General features: G+C 63.8%; 15 protein-coding genes and 1 tRNA gene. 10 read left to right on the top strand and 6 right to left on the bottom strand.

Annotation, left to right across the window (positions count from 1 at the left end; genetic code table 11):
• Positions 1 to 10: 10 nt before the first annotated feature.
• A complete protein-coding gene (locus AB3X95_RS08105; protein WP_176105118.1) occupies positions 11 to 1549 on the bottom strand; it encodes a DHA2 family efflux MFS transporter permease subunit in 1539 nt (512 codons plus the stop codon).
• A 142-nt stretch (positions 1550 to 1691) separates the two neighbouring features.
• On the opposite strand from AB3X95_RS08105, the gene AB3X95_RS08100 reads away from it, so the two are divergent.
• Positions 1692 to 2135 carry a MarR family winged helix-turn-helix transcriptional regulator gene (locus AB3X95_RS08100; protein ID WP_026229127.1) on the top strand — a complete coding sequence of 148 codons (444 nt, stop codon included), beginning with the start codon at positions 1692 to 1694 and terminating at the stop codon, positions 2133 to 2135.
• 76 nt (positions 2136 to 2211) lie between these two features.
• Here AB3X95_RS08100 and AB3X95_RS08095 read toward each other — a convergent pair whose 3' ends face one another.
• Positions 2212 to 2547: a hypothetical protein gene (locus AB3X95_RS08095; RefSeq protein WP_368621049.1), complete on the bottom strand. Its 336-nt coding sequence runs from the start codon at positions 2545 to 2547 to the stop codon at positions 2212 to 2214.
• Between the two features lie 400 nt (positions 2548 to 2947).
• On the opposite strand from AB3X95_RS08095, the gene AB3X95_RS08090 reads away from it, so the two are divergent.
• Positions 2948 to 4159 (top strand): MFS transporter, encoded by a 1212-nt coding sequence (locus AB3X95_RS08090; RefSeq protein WP_176365626.1) that lies wholly within the window; start codon positions 2948 to 2950, stop codon positions 4157 to 4159.
• Positions 4160 to 4222: 63 nt separating this feature from the next.
• Here the strand turns inward: AB3X95_RS08090 and AB3X95_RS08085 are convergent.
• From AB3X95_RS08085 to AB3X95_RS08070, 4 genes are all read right to left on the bottom strand, one after another.
• A tRNA-Met gene (locus AB3X95_RS08085) sits at positions 4223 to 4299 on the bottom strand.
• 86 nt (positions 4300 to 4385) lie between these two features.
• Positions 4386 to 6044, bottom strand: a complete 1659-nt coding sequence (locus AB3X95_RS08080; RefSeq protein WP_176121780.1) for an MFS transporter — start codon at positions 6042 to 6044, stop codon at positions 4386 to 4388.
• 229 nt (positions 6045 to 6273) lie between these two features.
• Positions 6274 to 7812, bottom strand: a complete 1539-nt coding sequence (locus tag AB3X95_RS08075; protein WP_176105123.1) for a sensor histidine kinase — start codon at positions 7810 to 7812, stop codon at positions 6274 to 6276.
• 9 nt (positions 7813 to 7821) lie between these two features.
• A complete protein-coding gene (locus tag AB3X95_RS08070) occupies positions 7822 to 8628 on the bottom strand; it encodes a response regulator transcription factor (RefSeq protein WP_176380861.1) in 807 nt (268 codons plus the stop codon).
• Positions 8629 to 8882: 254 nt separating this feature from the next.
• Between AB3X95_RS08070 and recA the strand changes: the two genes are divergently transcribed.
• The 8 genes from recA (at position 8883) to AB3X95_RS08030 (ending at position 17364) form a co-directional block, all read left to right on the top strand.
• On the top strand, positions 8883 to 9959 hold the full coding sequence (recA, locus tag AB3X95_RS08065; protein ID WP_013090445.1) for a recombinase RecA: 1077 nt from the start codon (positions 8883 to 8885) through the stop codon (positions 9957 to 9959).
• A 7-nt stretch (positions 9960 to 9966) separates the two neighbouring features.
• Positions 9967 to 10725: a recombination regulator RecX gene (gene recX / locus AB3X95_RS08060; protein ID WP_368621048.1), complete on the top strand. Its 759-nt coding sequence runs from the start codon at positions 9967 to 9969 to the stop codon at positions 10723 to 10725.
• 128 nt (positions 10726 to 10853) lie between these two features.
• A complete protein-coding gene (locus tag AB3X95_RS08055) occupies positions 10854 to 11528 on the top strand; it encodes a DUF2889 domain-containing protein (RefSeq protein ID WP_368621047.1) in 675 nt (224 codons plus the stop codon).
• A 57-nt stretch (positions 11529 to 11585) separates the two neighbouring features.
• Complete coding sequence (gene sucC, locus AB3X95_RS08050; protein WP_013090442.1) at positions 11586 to 12755, top strand: ADP-forming succinate--CoA ligase subunit beta; 1170 nt, start codon at positions 11586 to 11588, stop codon at positions 12753 to 12755.
• Positions 12756 to 12885: 130 nt separating this feature from the next.
• Positions 12886 to 13767, top strand: coding sequence for a succinate--CoA ligase subunit alpha (gene sucD / locus AB3X95_RS08045; protein WP_008920420.1), 882 nt, complete (start codon positions 12886 to 12888; stop codon positions 13765 to 13767).
• A 164-nt stretch (positions 13768 to 13931) separates the two neighbouring features.
• Complete coding sequence (locus AB3X95_RS08040) at positions 13932 to 14636, top strand: TerC family protein (protein ID WP_176365630.1); 705 nt, start codon at positions 13932 to 13934, stop codon at positions 14634 to 14636.
• Between the two features lie 157 nt (positions 14637 to 14793).
• Positions 14794 to 15417 carry a pilin gene (locus AB3X95_RS08035; protein ID WP_368621046.1) on the top strand — a complete coding sequence of 208 codons (624 nt, stop codon included), beginning with the start codon at positions 14794 to 14796 and terminating at the stop codon, positions 15415 to 15417.
• Positions 15418 to 15579: 162 nt separating this feature from the next.
• A complete protein-coding gene (locus AB3X95_RS08030) occupies positions 15580 to 17364 on the top strand; it encodes a Wzy polymerase domain-containing protein (protein ID WP_176121774.1) in 1785 nt (594 codons plus the stop codon).
• Positions 17365 to 17399 lie beyond the last annotated feature (35 nt).

Below are 17399 nucleotides of genomic sequence, written 5' to 3'. Positions count from 1 at the left end.
GCGCTCGATCTCAATCCATCGCCGCATGCGCGGCCGACGCATCCAGTGCCTTATGCGACGGCCGGATCAGCAGCAATAGCGGGATGACCAGCAGCGTCGCCACAAACATCAGCTTGAAGTCGTTCAGATACGCGACCATCGCCGCCTGCTGCGTGATCGACGCGTTCAGTGCCGCGATGTCGTAGCGCGAGCCGCCGTCGAGCATCGACTGAAGCGCCGGATTGAACGCGGTAACGTTCGCGGCGAGGTCCGCGTGCGAGATTTGCGTGTTGCGCGTCATCAGCGTCTGCACGATCGAAATGCCGATACTGCTGCCGATATTGCGCATCAAGCTATAAGTCGCGGTGCCGTCCGCGCGCAGCTCCGGCGACAGCGTCGAGAACGTCAGTGCAGACAGCGGCACGAACACGAGACCGAGCCCGAAGCCCTGGATTACGCCGGGCCACACGATGTTCGACTCCGACAGCACGATCGTGTAATGCATCATCTGCCACAGCGCGAACGCCGAGATCAGGAAGCCGCAGAGCAATAGCAGCCGCGCATCGACGCGCTTGAGCAGCCGGCCGGCGATCAGCATTGCGACCATCGTGCCGGCGCCGCTCGGCGCGGTGACGAGGCCGGTGGTCGCGACCGGATAACCCATCAGGTTTTGCAGCATCGGCGGCAGCAGCGCGCGGGTCGCGTACATCACCGCGCCGATCACGAAGATGAAGAACGTGCCGGTCGCAAAGTTCGGGTCCTTCAGCAACTTGTATTTGAAAAACGAGCGCTCGCCGACGGTCGCCGTGTGGACGAGGAAAAACGCGAAGCTGATCGCCGCGACCAGCGCCTCGATCACGATCTCGGTCGATGAAAACCAGTCGAGCTGCTCGCCGCGATCGAGCATCGCCTGCAATGCGCCGATCGCGAGGCCGAGCGTGATGAAGCCGAACGCGTCGAACTTCACGTCGTGCTTGGGCTCGCGCTTCGGCAGGAAGGTCGCGACGCCGAACAGCGCGAACGCGCCGATCGGCACGTTGATGAAGAACACCCAGCGCCAGTTGTAGCTATCGGTGAGCCAGCCGCCGAGCGTCGGCCCGAGAATCGGTCCAACCATCACGCCCATGCCCCATACGGCCATCGCCTGGCCCTGCTTTTCACGCGGGTTGATGTCGAGCAGGATCGATTGCGAAAGCGGCACCAGCGACGCGCCGAAGATCCCTTGCAGCAAACGCGACACGACGATCTGCGGCAGCGTCTCGGAGAGTCCACACAACGCGGACGCCACCGTGAAGCCGCCGATCGCGATCAGCAGCAGCCGCCTGACGCTGAGGCGGTCCGCCAGCCAGCCGGTGAGCGGCGTGGCGATCGCGGCAGCGACGATATAGGAAGTCAGCACCCATGTGATCTCGTCCTGCGACGCGGACAGCGTGCCTTGCATATGCGGCAGCGCCACGTTTGCGATCGTGCTGTCGAGCGTCTGGATCAGCGTCGCGAGCATGATCGAGATCGTGATCATCGGCCGGTTGAGCAGCTCAGTGGCGCTCGCCGGCGTGGAGGCGGAAGACATGAAAGGTGGGGAGGGTCGATATCGTAAGCATGCTTAGTATATCGTCAATGCGTGTTTGCGCGATTGGGAGTTGTGCGGAAGCTGGAACGCATACGCAGGCGCAGGCGCGCTGTAAGCCGAAGTGCTTCCGTATAATCCGCGCATGAAAACCCAATTCGAAGAGCGCTTCGGCTTTCTGATCTACGACGTCGGCCGGCTGGCGGGCAAGCGTTTCGACGATCATGCGAAGTCGTCGGTCGACCTGACTCGCGCGCAGTGCCGCGTGCTCGCCTATCTCGGCCATTACGGCGAGATCAATCAGGCCCGGCTCGCGGATCTGCTGGAGGTCGCGCCGATCTCGGCGGGCCGGCTGCTCGACCGGATGGAGGAGGGCGGCTGGATCGAGCGAACCGCGAATCCGCAGGATCGCCGCGAGCGCCAGGTGCGCATGACGCCGAAGGCCGAGCGCACGCTCGGCAAGGCGCGCAAGGTCGGCGACGAGGTCGCGCTCGAAGCGCTCAATGGTTTCAGCGATGAAGAAGCGGCGCAGTTGATCGCGCTGCTGCAGCGGGTGCGCGGCAACCTGAGCCGGCTGGTGGATCGCTGAAGCGTCGCGGTGTCGGCGAGACGCCGAAGTCTTTGGCGCGAGCCCGAGCGACGTTGGGCACGCGCTTCAAATCACGTTATTTGGATTCCGACGCTGGCGCGCCGCCGCTCGGCGGTACCAGCTCGTAACAGCCCGCCGCCGCCGCTTTCGCTTTTGCTTCCGGTTGCTGCGCATCGATGCATTTGAACGCGCTCTGATCGCGCTGCACGAAGATCGTGTCGGCCGGCCCGTTGTTGACCACGGCGACGATCTTGTAGCCGTCCTGCAGCAGCGTCGCGAGCATGATCGAGCTGGCGCGCCATTGACTGTCGGACGTGCTCGGCGTTTGGGCCTGTGCGGAGAGGGCGGCGGTCGTGCCGGCGAGCGTGAGCGCAGCGGTGGTTGCGGCAAGCGCGACGGTGCGGAACGTCATTAAGGAACCTCCTCGAAGTTGCGACGGAATTGCGGAAGGAAGCCTGCCAGGTTCTGCATTGTGGGCGCGCGTTGAACCTCCGGAGAGAACTTGCCAGACTTTCTCGGGGCGCTATTCTCTCAAGAGACGGAGCTGCCAACGAAACCGGCGGCGCTTCACTACCCATACTCTGCGACGCTGCTGCTCGTCGTTCGTTCCATCGGTCGCGATGAACGAGCCGAACCCAGCGCTGGGAATTTCCCACACTTCGTCAGCAATTCTTGCGCCGCCATCGGTGACGCGCCACAGGGGTATTAGATTTAGCGATGCCAGATAAGATGGAGCGGTCGTAGCAAGTTGCGCTAGCGCTCGCATGCGACCGTGCCGTTTCGACCGCGTTATTTGATGCCATCCCTATCGAATGCGAAACGAATCGCAAGTCAATGCCGTGCGGCAGATTCCACGCAGCGTGTGGGTCCTAGGATGTGTGAGTCTTTTCATGGACATCTCATCCGAAATCATCCACAGCCTGCTGCCGATGTTTTTGATGGCAGGCCTAGGCGCAGGCGCCGGCGCGATTGGGGTCATCGAGGGCATCGCGGAGGCCACGGCCCAAATCGTCAAGGTGTTTTCGGGGACGCTAAGCGACTACCTCGGCAACCGAAAGTGGCTTGCCGTAACCGGGTATGCGCTTGGCGCGATGAGCAAGCCGCTTTTTGCCATTGCGTCGTCGGTGGGAGTCGTGGTGACGGCGCGCGTCATCGATCGCGTTGGTAAAGGCATTCGTGGTGCGCCTCGCGATGCGCTCATTGCCGATGTCACGCCGCAGCACCTGCGTGGTGCGGCCTTCGGTCTGCGCCAATCCCTCGATACGGTCGGTGCGTTTCTCGGACCGCTGGTGGCGGTTCTCATCATGCTGATCTGGGCAGACAATTTTCGGCTTGCGTTCTGGCTTGCCGTCATTCCCGGGGTGCTCGCGGTCGCGCTGTTGGCGTTCGGTATCACGGAGCCTGAGCACGAGCCTCTTGCCAAAAGAAGCAACCCAGTGCGGTGGCAGAGTCTCAAGGACCTTGGTTTGGACTACTGGTGGGTCGTAGGGATAGGGGCGGTGTTCGCGTTGGCGCGATTCAGCGAGGCTTTCCTGGTTCTTCGTGCGATGGGCAGCGGTGTACCGATTGCGCTCGTTCCGCTGGTCATGGTGGCAATGAATGTCGTCTACGCGTTGTCCGCTTATCCGTTCGGGAAGCTCGCGGACACGATGCGTCATACGCGGCTGCTTATAGGTGGTCTGATCGTGTTGATCGGCGCCGACCTCGTGCTGGCACACGGCACCCACTGGAGCATGGTCGTCGTCGGGGTAGCGCTTTGGGGGCTGCATATGGGGATGACGCAAGGCCTGCTCGCCACGATGGTCGCGCACACGGCGCCAGCGCATCTGCGTGGGACTGCGTTTGGTTTCTTCAATCTGCTGAGCGGCATCGTGACGCTGGTTTCGAGCGTTATCGCAGGTCAGTTGTGGGAACGTGTGGGCGCAGCCATGACGTTTTATGCGGGGGCGGCCTTCGGGCTGATGACCGTCGTGGCGCTTCTCTTTCACCCGACACCGGCCGGATCGGGCAACGACCTGAGTTGACGCGGCAGCGGTGAAAAACAAAAAAGCCGCTGTCCTTGTGGGACAGCGGCTTTTTCTTGAAGCTGGTGGCGAATCAGGGACTCGAACCCCGGACCTGCGGATTATGATTCCGTCGCTCTAACCGACTGAGCTAATTCGCCGAAAGAAGCGAGATTATGCTGGGGCAACCGGAGGCTGTCAACCCCCGGCGCACAACTTTTTCAGATAGCCCAGACTGGCGGTCCGCTCAATCTTTTGCGTAGATATCCGAGTCCTTGGTTTCGCGCACGAACAGCATGCCGATCACGAAGGTGATCACCGCGATGATGATCGGATACCAGAGCCCCGAGTAGATGTTGCCCCGCGCCGCGACGATCGCGAACGCGGTCGCCGGCAGGAAGCCGCCGAACCAGCCATTGCCGATGTGATACGGCAGCGACATCGACGTATAACGGATGCGCGTCGGGAACATCTCGACCAGCATCGCCGCGATCGGACCGTAGACCATCGTTACGTAGATCACGAGGATCGTCAGGATCACGATGCTCATCGGCCAGTTGATCTGAGCCGGATCGGCCTTCGGCGGGTAGCCGGCAGCCTTCAGCGTTGCGGCGAGCGTCTTCTCGAAGGCCTTGGCTTGCTCCTTCGCATCCGGGGCGCGGCCGTCGAACGTGTTGACGACCGTATCACCCACGCGGATCTGCGCGATCGTGCCGGCCGGCGCCGCGACGTTGTCGTAGTTCAGGCCGGCTCGCGACAGCGCGCCCTTCGCGATATCGCAAGAGGTCACGAACTTAGCCGTGCCCACCGGGTTGAACTGGAACGAGCACTCGCCCGGATCGGCGATCACGACGATCGGCGACTTCGCGGTCGCGGCTTCGAGCGCCGGGTTCGTGTAGTGCGTGAGCGCCTTGAACAGCGGGAAGTAGGTCAGCGCGGCGATTAGCAGACCGGCCATAATGATCGGCTTGCGGCCAATCCGATCCGACAGCGAGCCGAAGAACAGGAAGAACGGTGTGCCGATCAGCAGCGCGAGCGCGATCATGATGTTGGCGCTCGAACCGTCGACCTTCAGGGTCTGCGTGAGGAAGAACAACGTGTAGAACTGGCCCGTGTACCACACGACAGCCTGGCCGGCCGTCAAGCCGAGCAGCGCGAGAATCACGACCTTCAGGTTCTTCCACTGGCCGAACGCTTCGGAGAGCGGCGCCTTCGAGGTCTTGCCTTCGGCCTTGATGCGCTCGAACACCGGCGACTCGTGCAGTTGCAGACGAATCCACACCGACACCGCAAGCAGCAGGATCGACACGACGAACGGAATGCGCCAGCCCCAGGCGCCGAACGAGTCTTCGCCCATGAACGTGCGCACGCCGAGGATCACGAGCAGCGACAGGAACAGGCCTAGCGTTGCGGTGGTCTGGATCCACGCGGTGTAGAAGCCGCGGCGGTTCGCCGGCGCGTGTTCTGCCACGTAGGTCGCGGCGCCGCCGTACTCGCCGCCGAGCGCGAGACCCTGCAGCAGACGCATCGCGATGAAGATCACCGGCGAAGCGATGCCGATCGCCGCATAGCCCGGCAGGAAGCCGACGAGGAACGTCGACAGGCCCATGATGATGATCGTGATCAGGAACGTGTACTTGCGCCCGACCATGTCGCCGAGCCGCCCGAATACGATCGCGCCGAACGGCCGCACCGCGAAGCCCGCGGCGAAGCTGAGCAGCGTGAAAATGAACGCCGCGGTCGGATTGACGCCGGAAAAGAAGCTCTTGCTGATGAAGGCCGCAAGCGAGCCGGCCAGATAAAAGTCGTACCACTCGAAAACCGTACCCAGCGACGATGCGAAGATCACCCGCTTCTCATCGCGCGTCATCGGCGCGTGCGAGAGTTGCCCGCCAACGGTAGCCATATGTCGTCTCCAATATTGATATACACACGGATCGCCAGCGCAGGCGTCCCCGTGCAACCGATTATTGGAGTGGAAACTTACGGCGTTCTGACTCGACGCCAAAACCTGGGGTAGTCCGGTAAACCGGCGAACAGGCGATCAATTTCGGTCAATGTGCGGCGAAATTTGCGCGATCCGCGCTGAAATATCTCAAAAACACGCTGACGGTCAAGCTGACGATCCGGCCGTGTTAGGGTAAGTCCCGTCCCCGTTCGAGCACCTGCAAGCTGACACGCACCAGGGTGCCGGCGAGCCGCGGCGACTCCTGGTAGACGTTGTCGTCGATGGCGAGCTCGCCGCCGTGCATCGCCGCGATCTCGCGCACGATCGCGAGACCGAGGCCGCTGCCGTCGCCCTCGCGGCCCAGAATCCGGTAGAAGCGCTCGACCACGCGCGAGCGCTCGCTGGCCGGAATGCCGAGCCCGGTGTCCTCGACTTCCAGATGCACGAGCCGCGCCGGGGCGTCGTGGCGCACGCGCACGGTGATGCGGCCGCCCGCCGGCGTATACCGGATCGCGTTGTCGATCAGATTCGACAGCATTTCGCGCAGCATCACCGGATTGCCAGCGACTTCGACCGGCTCGTCGGGTGCTTCGTAGCCGAGGTCCATCTGCTTCGCGAGCGCGGCCTGCACCCATTCGCGCACCGCGCTGCGGGCGAGCTCGCCGAGTTCGACCGGCGTGAAGATCTGCCCCGACCGACGGTTCTCCGCGCGCGCGAGCGCGAGCAGCTGCGTGACGAGCCGCGCGGCGTGCTCGGAGCTCGTCGCGATCTGTTCGAGCGAGCGATGCACCTCGGCCGACGCGTTCTGGCGCAGCGCAAGCTCGGCCTGCGTGCGCAGGCCGGCGAGCGGCGTTTTCATTTGATGCGCGGCGTCGGCGATGAAGCGCTTTTGCAGCTCCATGTTCTGTTCGAGGCGCGTGAGCAGATCGTTGAACGACGTGACGAGCGGCTCGATTTCCGGCGGCGCGCGGCGCGCTTCGAGCGGCGACAGATCGTCCGGCCGGCGCGCGCGGATATGCGCCTGCAGCGCATGCAGCGGTTCCAGCCCGCGCGACAGCCCGAACCACACGAGCAGGATCGCGAGCGGCAGGATCACGAACTGCGGCAGGATCACGCCCTTGATGATGTCGTTGGCGAGCTGGCTGCGCTTGTCGAGCGTTTCGGCGACCTGCACCAGCACGGGCTGCGCGCCCGGCGTCTGCGGAAACTCGACGGTCGTATACGCGACGCGGATGTCATTGCCCCGCAGCACGTCGTCGCGGAATTCGACGAGGCCCGGTGGCGGGCGGTCCTCCTCGTGCGGCAGCGGCATGTCGCGCTCGCCGGCCACCAGCTCGCCGCGCGTGCCGAGCACCTGAAAGAACACGCTGTCGACGTTGTCGGCGCGCAGGAAATCGCGCGTCGACTCGGGCAGCGACAGCTCCGCGACGCCGTTGACCGGATGGATCTGGCGCGCGAGCACATAGGCGTCGGTTTCGAGCGCGCGGTCGAACGGGCCGTTCGCGATCGACTTCGCGACCAGATAGGTGACCGCGAGGCTCATCGGCCACAGCAGCAGCAGCGGCGCGAGCATCCAGTCGAGAATCTCGCCGAACAGGGAGCGCGGACGCGCTTCGGCGGCGGCTTCGGTTTCGTCGGGCGGGGCGAACGGGTTGGCGTAGCGCGCGTCGCGCGCCTCGTCGAGGTCCGCCGCGTGCGCCGTGGCGCGATCAGCGCGTGCGGACATCGCTGGCCTCTATTTGTAGTGATGGCTCGCCGGCATCGCGGCAGACGACGGCGGGGTGGATGGTGGTGCCGCTTGTGCCCCTTGTGCCGCTTGTGCCGTTTGCGGCTCGGAGCCGGCAGCGGCGGCGGGCGTGTTCGCATTCGCCGGCGGCGCCGCTTTTTCGAGGCAGTAGCCGAGCCCGCGCACGGTGATGATGCGCACGCCGCTCGGCTCGATCTTCTTGCGCAGCCGGTGCACGTAGACTTCGATCGCGTTGTTGCTGACTTCCTCGCCCCATTCGCACAGATGGTCGACCAGTTGCTCTTTCGAGACCAGCCGGCCGATCCGTTGCAGCAGCACTTCGAGCAGACCGAGCTCGCGCGCGGACAGGTCGATCACCTGGTCGTTGACATAGGCGATGCGGCCCACCTGATCGAACGACAGCGAGCCATGCCGCACGACGGTCGGGCCGCCGCCGGCGCCGCGCCGCGTCAGCGCGCGCACGCGGGCTTCGAGTTCGTTCAGCGCGAAGGGCTTGGCCATGTAATCGTCGGCGCCGAGGTCGAGGCCTTTGACGCGTTCGTCGACACTGTCTGCGGCGGTCAGGATCAGCACGGGCAGGTTCGAATTGCGCGCGCGCAGGCGGCGCAGCACCTCGAGCCCGGACATGCGCGGCAGGCCCAGATCGAGGATCAATAGGTCGAACGTCTGCATTGACAACGCGGTATCGGCTTCTACGCCGCTTTTGACGTGATCGACCGCATAGGCCGATTGGCGGAGTGATCGAACCAGACCGTCCGCGAGTATGCTGTCGTCTTCGGCAATCAGAATTCGCATGGTGCGCCAGCCTGGCTTTGCCGGCACCGTGGGGCTTGCCCCGGTGCGCAGCGGTCTCCGAACATTATTGTGGGTAGTGGGGGTGACGCGACAGTAAAAATGCGCGTTCGCATCATAATCGCGCTTGCCAAAACCACTGTTTTTTTATACAGTGTCTGCGTTTCGTGTGATGTCCTGCAGGCTCCGCTCAATTCGAGTGAAACCACGGGTGCACACCTGCCTCAGACGCCGTTCATCATAGCAAAGGACGATTCATGGAAGAAAGCAAGAAAGGCTCGGCTGGACTGACTGCTGAAAAGAGCAAGGCTCTCGCCGCCGCGCTCGCGCAGATCGAAAAGCAGTTCGGCAAAGGGTCGGTCATGCGGCTCGGCGCAGGTGAGGCAGTCGAAGACATCCAGGTGGTCTCCACCGGATCGCTCGGCCTCGATATCGCACTGGGCGTCGGCGGTTTGCCGCGCGGCCGCGTGGTCGAAATCTACGGTCCGGAATCGTCCGGTAAAACCACGCTGACGCTGCAGGTCATCGCCGAAATGCAGAAGCTCGGCGGCACCGCGGCGTTCATCGACGCGGAACACGCGCTGGACATTCAATACGCGGGCAAGCTCGGCGTCAACGTCGCCGACCTGCTGGTCTCGCAGCCGGACACCGGCGAGCAGGCGCTCGAAATCGCCGACGCGCTGGTGCGCTCGGGCTCGATCGACATGATCGTGATCGACTCGGTGGCGGCGCTGGTGCCGAAGGCGGAAATCGAAGGCGAAATGGGCGACTCGCTGCCGGGTCTGCAGGCGCGTTTGATGTCGCAGGCACTGCGCAAGCTGACCGGCACGATCAAGCGCACGAACTGCCTCGTGATCTTCATCAACCAGATCCGCATGAAGATCGGCGTGATGTTCGGCAACCCGGAAACCACCACGGGCGGTAATGCGCTGAAGTTCTACGCGTCGGTGCGTCTGGACATTCGCCGCATCGGTTCGATCAAGAAGAACGACGAAGTGATCGGCAACGAAACGCGCGTGAAGGTCGTCAAGAACAAGGTGTCGCCGCCGTTCCGCGAAGCGATCTTCGACATCCTGTACGGCGAGGGCATCTCGCGTCAGGGCGAAATCATCGACCTCGGCGTGCAGGCGAAGATCGTCGACAAGGCTGGCGCATGGTACAGCTACAACGGCGAGCGGATCGGTCAGGGCAAGGACAACGCGCGTGAATTCCTGCGCGAAAATCCGGACATCGCTCGCGAAATCGAAAACCGTATCCGCGAATCGCTGGGCGTCACCGCGATGGCGGACGCCGTGACTGGCGCGGACGCTGAAGTCGCGGACGAAGAAGAGTAAGCATCACGTGATACGCAAAGGCCGGCCGCTGTCCGGTTCCGACTCTGGACGCTACCCGGACGGCCCGCGCGACACGGCGGATGGATCGCCAGATTCCGGCGATCCGTTCGAATCGTTCGACGCACACGACCGCGCCGCAGGCCGCGGTCCGCAGCGTACACGGTCTGCATCCCCTGCAGCATCGTCCAGCCCGGATTTCTCCGGGCGCGATTCCCGCCCCCCCTCCGAAGTCACCTACAGCCGTTCGCGTCGCCAGGCCGACGAAGCGACGCCGGGGCAGGCCGACCAGGACGACAGCAGAAAATCCCAACGCCCAGGCCGTTCGCTGAAAGCACGGGCGCTCGGCTATCTGTCGCGTCGCGAATATAGCCGCGCCGAACTCGCGCGCAAGCTGAAGCCCTACGTCGAGGAAACCGATTCGCTCGACACGGTGCTTGACTCGCTGGAAGCCGAAAACTGGCTGTCGGACTCGCGCTTCGCGGAAAGTCTGGTTCACCGGCGCGCATCGCGGCTTGGCACGAGCCGCATTCTCGGTGAACTGAAGCAGCACGCGCTGAACCCGGCGCTCGTCGAAGAGGCGAGTGCGCAATTGCGTGAAACCGAACTCGCGCGCGCCCAGGCGGTCTGGCTCAAGAAGTTCGGCCAGCTGCCACAAACGCCGGCGGAGCGCGCGAAGCAGGCGCGCTTCCTCGCGTCGCGCGGCTTCTCCGGCGCGACGATCGGCAAGATCCTGAAGGGTATCGACGACATCTGGGACGGCGACTAGCACGTCAGCCCTGACGGCCGTCGATTGCCACGCCGTAACCCGGCTCGAGGCCATGCGCAATCGGGGCTGTCCCAAATACCCGTTATGCTAAAATCCTGAGGTTTTCCAATCCGGCCTTTCCTTCCCGCATGTCGCTCTCCCCGCCAGTGTCCCGTCAGTTGCGCCATCGTCGCGCAATCAGAGCGGAAGCTTACGAGCGAGCCGATGGCCTGTGGGATGTGGAAGCGTGCCTGACCGACGAAAAGCCTCGCGATGTGGCGCTTCCGTCGGGAATCCGGCCCAATGGTCAGCCGATCCATGAACTCTGGCTTCGCATCACCATCGATCGCAAGCTCAACGTCGTCGACGCCGAGGCGTCGTCCGACTGGGTGCCCTATCCAGGGTTATGCCAGGCCAGCAATCCCGCCTACCGTGCCCTCATCGGGCTCAATCTGTTCCACAACTTCCGTCGCGATGCTGCCCGTTTGCTGGCCGGCACGGCCGGTTGCACGCATCTCACCGAGCTGTGCGCGATGCTGCCGACCGCCGCGATCCAGGCGTTCGCCGGCGAAGTGTGGAACACCGATGAAGGCACGCCGGGCGCGAACGCGGGTTCGGGAGACGAATCGTCTAACGGCACAGGCGAGCATTCCAACGACAAACCGCCATTCCAGCTGGGACGCTGCCACGCGCTGCGTTTCGACGGCGAGGCGGTGAAACAGTTTTATCCGCGCTGGTATGGCCACGCACCGCGTCCGGCGGAACGCGCGGCCTCGTTGGACGACGCGGCGACCCGCGCACGAAGCGACGACGCGTCGGCCTGAACGGCGGCAAAACGGAATCGAAGTTCTATCCAACTCTCAGACTGAAGGGAATCACGCATGAAGATTCACGAGTACCAGGGTAAGGAAATCCTGCGGAAATTCGGCGTCGCGGTACCGCGCGGCAAGCCGGTCTTCTCGGTGGACGATGCGGTCAAGGCCGCTGAAGAGCTCGGCGGCCCGGTGTGGGTCGTCAAGGCTCAGATCCACGCAGGTGGCCGTGGCAAGGGTGGCGGCGTCAAGGTCGCCAAGTCGCTGGAACAGGTTCGCGAGTACTCGAACCAGATCCTCGGCATGCAGCTCGTCACGCACCAGACCGGTCCGGAAGGCCAGAAGGTCAACCGTCTGCTGATCGAAGAAGGCGCTGACATCAAGAAGGAACTGTATGTCGGTCTCGTGATCGATCGCGTTTCGCAGAAGATCGTCGTGATGGCGTCGAGCGAAGGCGGCATGGACGTCGAAGAAGTCGCGGAAAAGACGCCTGAGCTGATCCACAAGGTTGCGGTCGATCCGTCGACCGGCCTGAAGGACTCGGAAGCAGACGACCTCGCGAAGAAGATCGGCGTGCCCGACGCTTCGATCCCGCAAGCCCGCGCAATCCTGCAAGGCCTGTACAAGGCATTCTGGGAAACCGACGCATCGCTCGCCGAGATCAACCCGCTGATCCTGACCGGCGACGGCAAGGTCATCGCACTCGACGCGAAGTTCAACTTCGACTCGAACGCGCTGTTCCGTCACCCGGAAATCGTCGCTTACCGCGATCTGGACGAAGAAGATCCGGCTGAAATCGAAGCGTCGAAGTTCGACCTCGCGTACATCTCGCTCGACGGCAACATCGGCTGCCTCGTGAACGGCGCTGGCCTCGCCATGGCGACGATGGACACCATCAAGCTGTTCGGCGGCGAACCGGCGAACTTCCTCGACGTCGGCGGTGGTGCGACGACCGAGAAGGTCACCGAAGCGTTCAAGATCATGCTGAAGAACCCGAACCTGACCGCGATTCTGGTCAACATCTTCGGTGGCATCATGCGCTGCGACGTGATCGCGGAAGGCGTGATCGCGGCGTCGAAGGCCGTGTCGCTGAAGGTGCCGCTCGTGGTCCGCATGAAGGGCACGAACGAAGACCTGGGCAAGAAGATGCTCGCTGAATCCGGCCTGCCGATCATCTCGGCGGACAGCATGGAAGAAGCGGCTCAGAAGGTCGTCGCGGCTGCTTCGGGCAAGGCGTAAGCCACCTGTCTACGGCGCATTTACCAGCTCATTTGCCAAAATGACGAGTGGCGGCGCGCGAGCGACACAGGCGTGAAGCAACGCGCCGCGTGGCGCTACCGCGCGACGCCAAACGAACAGAGGTCAATACATGTCGATTCTGATCAACAAAGACACCAAGGTCATCACGCAGGGCATCACCGGCAAGACCGGTCAGTTCCACACGCGTGCTTGCCGTGAATACGCAAACGGCCGCGAAGCGTACGTCGCGGGCGTGAACCCGAAGCGCGCCGGCGAAGATTTCGAAGGCATCCCCATCTACGCGAGCGTCGCTGAAGCCAAGGCTGAAACGGGCGCGACCGTGTCGGTGATTTACGTTCCGCCGGCAGGCGCTGCCGCGGCAATCTGGGAAGCCGTCGAAGCCGACCTGGATCTCGCAATCTGCATCACGGAAGGCATCCCCGTCCGCGACATGATCGAGATCAAGGACCGTATGCGTCGCGAAAACCGCAAGACGCTGCTGCTCGGACCGAACTGCCCGGGCACGATCACGCCGGACGAGCTGAAGATCGGCATCATGCCGGGTCACATCCACCGCAAGGGCCGCATCGGCGTCGTGTCGCGTTCGGGCACGCTGACGTATGAAGCAGTCGGCCAGCTGACCGCGATCGGCCTCGGCCAGTCGTCGGCAGTCGGTATCGGCGGCGACCCGATCAACGGTCTGAAGCACATCGACGTGATGAAGATGTTCAACGACGATCCGGATACGGACGCCGTCATCATGATCGGCGAAATCGGCGGTCCGGACGAAGCGAACGCTGCCGAGTGGATCAAGGGCAACATGAAGAAGCCGGTGGTTGGCTTCATCGCTGGCGTCACGGCGCCTCCGGGCAAGCGCATGGGCCACGCCGGCGCGCTGATCTCGGGCGGTGCGGACACCGCTGAAGCGAAGCTGGAAATCATGGACGCATGCGGTATCAAGGTCACGAAGAACCCGTCGGAAATGGCGCGTCTTCTGAAGGCGATGCTGTAAATCGAATTCGCGTGCCGTGGGCGCGCGATTTTGATACGCTTTCGAAGTCCTTTCGTGAGCGAGCGGTCCCGAAAAGCGGGGGAGTGCAGACTCCCCCGCTTTTTTTCGTCCGTGCTCGCGTCGTGTTTCTGTCCGCGCGGTCGATTTTTTCTTATTCTTTTTGCATGCTGGAATTCTTCACGACGCTCAATTGGGGCGCGGTCTTTCAGATCATCGTCATCGACGTTCTGCTCGGCGGCGATAACGCGGTCGTCATTGCGCTCGCCTGCCGCAAACTGCCGCAGTCGGAGCGCATGCGCGGCATCGTGTGGGGAACCGCCGGCGCGATCCTGCTGCGGGTCGTGCTGATCGCGTTCGCGGTCGCGCTGCTCGACGTGCCGTTCCTGAAGTTCGCGGGCGGCCTGCTGCTGCTGTGGATCGGCGTGCGCCTGCTGGCGCCCGCGCACGACGTTCACGACAACGTGAAGCCGGCCGACAAGCTGATCTCGGCGGTGAAGACGATCATCATCGCGGATGCGGTGATGAGCGTAGACAACGTGATCGCGATCGCAGGCGCGGCCGAAGCCGCGGAGCACGAGCACCGGTTGGCTCTGGTGATCTTTGGCCTCGTCGTGAGCATTCCGCTGATCGTGTGGGGCAGCCAGCTGATTCTGAAGCTGCTCGATCGCTTTCCGGGCATCGTGCTGTTCGGCGCGGGTCTGCTCGGCTGGATCGCGGGTGGCCTGATGGTCAACGACCCGGCCGGCGACCGCTGGCCGATCCTCGATACGCCCGTCGCCGAATACGGGATGAGCATCGCGGGCGCGCTGTTCGTCGTGATCGTCGGTTATCTGTTGAAGCGCCGCAACGCGAAACGCGCGGCGGTGTGAGCACGGCATTGCCGGTGCGCCGCTGCCTAAGCCGTGATGCCGTCCGAATGCAAGCCTGGCCATCCGGCTGACTGTGCCGCGCGAGCGTCGCTCGCTACGATTGAAGCGCCTGTTCCCGATCCACGGGCCGGGCGTTTCTCGTATCAGGAGTCTGCCGATGATCGTTACCCTGCCATATTCCCCTTACTCTCAATCGACGCAATTCTCGCGTAGGTCACGCCGCGCACGCTGGCGCGAGAATTGGTTCACGCGCCTCTGCCGGCGCTGCGGCCTCGGCTTCACGTTGATCGAGTTGATGATCGTGCTGGCGATCGTCGGCGTGATCGCGGCCTATGCGATTCCCGCGTATCAGGACTATCTGGCGCGCAGCCGGGTCGGCGAGGGCTTGTCGCTCGCGGCGTCGGCGCGGCTCGCGGTGGCCGAAAACGCCGCGAGCGGCAATGCGTTCAGCGGCGGTTATGCGTCGCCGCCTGCCACACGCAACGTCGAGTCCATCCAGATCGACGACGACACCGGCCAGATCATGATCACGTACTCGACGCGCGTCGCGCAGGCCGGCGCGAACACGATCACGCTGGTGCCCTCGGTGCCGGACAACGCCGATGCGCCGAGCGCACGCGTCGCGTTGAGCAAGGACACGGTGCAGACCGGTGCGCTGACGTGGGAATGCTTTGCGAGCGGCAAGAGCGCGTCGTCGTTGCCGGCGCCGGGGTCGGGGCCGATGCCGGGTGAAGCGCCGACGCTCGCCGCGAATCTGGCGCCGCCCGAGTGCCGTTCGTAAGGGCCAGATGAACGAGCGAACGAGGCGACGGCCGAGCGCTGACCGGACGACTCGTAGCCACAACGTAAAGGGCTGATTTGCAGCCTATTTCGGCCGAACCGGCGCACAGTGCAACGAAATTTTTGTATAGTGCGCCGGTTGCTGACGCCCACCGTTGATTCGATGCCCACCCCTTTCGCGCGCTACCTGTCTCTCGTACTGCTGGCTCTTGCGTTGATCCTCCCCTATGCGGTTGCCAACCATACGTATCCGATCCCAACTTTCTACGCCGAATTCACCTCGCTCGGGCTGTATCTGCTGACCGGGGTGGCCGTCGTGCTGATGGTCGCGACCACGCGGCCGCGCGTGAGCTTCGCGTCGCCCACGGTCGCGCTCGTGCCCTTGCTGTTCGGCCTCGTGCTGGTCGTGCAGACCTTCGTGCTGCCGGTCGCGAAGCCGTCGATGAACTGGCTCGGCGCGGGCTTCCTGCTCGCTGCCTGGATGGCCGTGCACGTGGGTTATGGCTTCGCGCGCGTGAAACTCGACGAGACCGCGTTGCGCTGGGCGGCGGGGGCGTTGATCGTCGGCGGTCTGTTCGCGGTGTTCAGCCAGGTGATCCAGCTGTTTCACCTCGAAACGCGTGTGGCGCCGCTCGTCGTTGCGTACAACCTCACCGTCGATCGCCGGCCGTTCGGCAACATGGCGCAGGCGAACCACCTCGCGACCTATATCGCGTTCGCGATGGCGGGCGCGCTGTACCTCGTGCAGACGCGCCGCATCGCGCTGCCTATCTGGCTGCTCGTGTCGACGATTTTCTCGGTCGGCCTCGCGCTGACCGTGTCGCGCGGTCCGTGGCTGCAGATGGGTGTGATCGTCGTGGCCGGCTTCTGGATGGCGTTCGCGCAGACCCGCAACGAACCGCAATCGCGCCGTAGCAACCGTGACTGGCTGGTGCCGATCGCGCTCGCGGTGCTGTTTTTCGTGGTCAATGCGGTGATTCGATGGGCCAATGCGCGCTTTCACCTCGAACTCGGGCAGTCGGCGGCCGAGCGCTTCCAGGATGCCGGTCAGATCGCGCCGCGCATCGCGCTTTTGAAATACGGCTGGACGATGTTCAAGCAGCATCCGCTGCTCGGCGTCGGCTGGGGCGAATTTCCGAGCTATCAGTTTGAGCTCGTCAGGCAACTGGGCGGCGTCGAAATCGCCAACAACTCGCATGACATCTTCGTCGATCTGCTCGCCAAAACCGGTCTGATCGGTCTCGGGATCGTGCTCGTGGGTCTCGTCGCGTGGCTCGTGCGTGTCGTGCGTGCGCCGCAAAGCGCCACGCGCGTGTTCGGCATCGCGCTCATCGGCGTGCTGACGATGCATGCGCTCGTCGAGTATCCGCAGCAGTACATGTTCTTCCTGTTGCCCGCGATGTTCGTGTTCGGCTTGCTCGAAACGCGGCCGTTGCGCGCGGTGCCCGCGAATCTGTCGCTCGGCGCGTTCGCGGTCGTGGTATTCGGCGGACTCGCCGCGCTGTATCCGATCTTTCGCGACTATGCGCGTGCCGAGGTGCTGTACTACGGCCAGCGTCCAGCCGAACAGTACAGCGCCGCCCCGTCGTTCATGTTCGGCGCGTGGGGCGAATACGGTCTCGCGACGCTGCAGCCGATGAATCCGCTAAACCTGCAACGCAAGCTCGCGATGCACAAGCAGGCGATCGCGCTGTTGCCGGGCGAAACGGTGTTGCGTCGCTACGCGGTGCTGCAGGCGCTGACTGGCGATACCGCGGCGGCGCTCGATACGGTCGAACGCCTGCGGATTTTCGCCGAGGAGCTGAAGGACTGGCCCGCACAGCTCGGCTATCTGTACCAGCTCGTCGACGAGCAGAAGTCGCTCACGGGCTTCAAGGAGCAGTTGGTGAAGCGCTACGGCACGCCGGCAGCCGATGCGGTACCGGACGATGACAGCGACGAAGATTGATCGAACCGCGGGGGCTCGAGCATGCTCCCGCCAAG

Source organism: Paraburkholderia sp. BR13444 (assembly GCF_040948755.1).
GTDB lineage: Bacteria > Pseudomonadota > Gammaproteobacteria > Burkholderiales > Burkholderiaceae > Paraburkholderia > Paraburkholderia youngii.
This window is presented reverse-complemented; position numbering and strand designations above follow the sequence as displayed.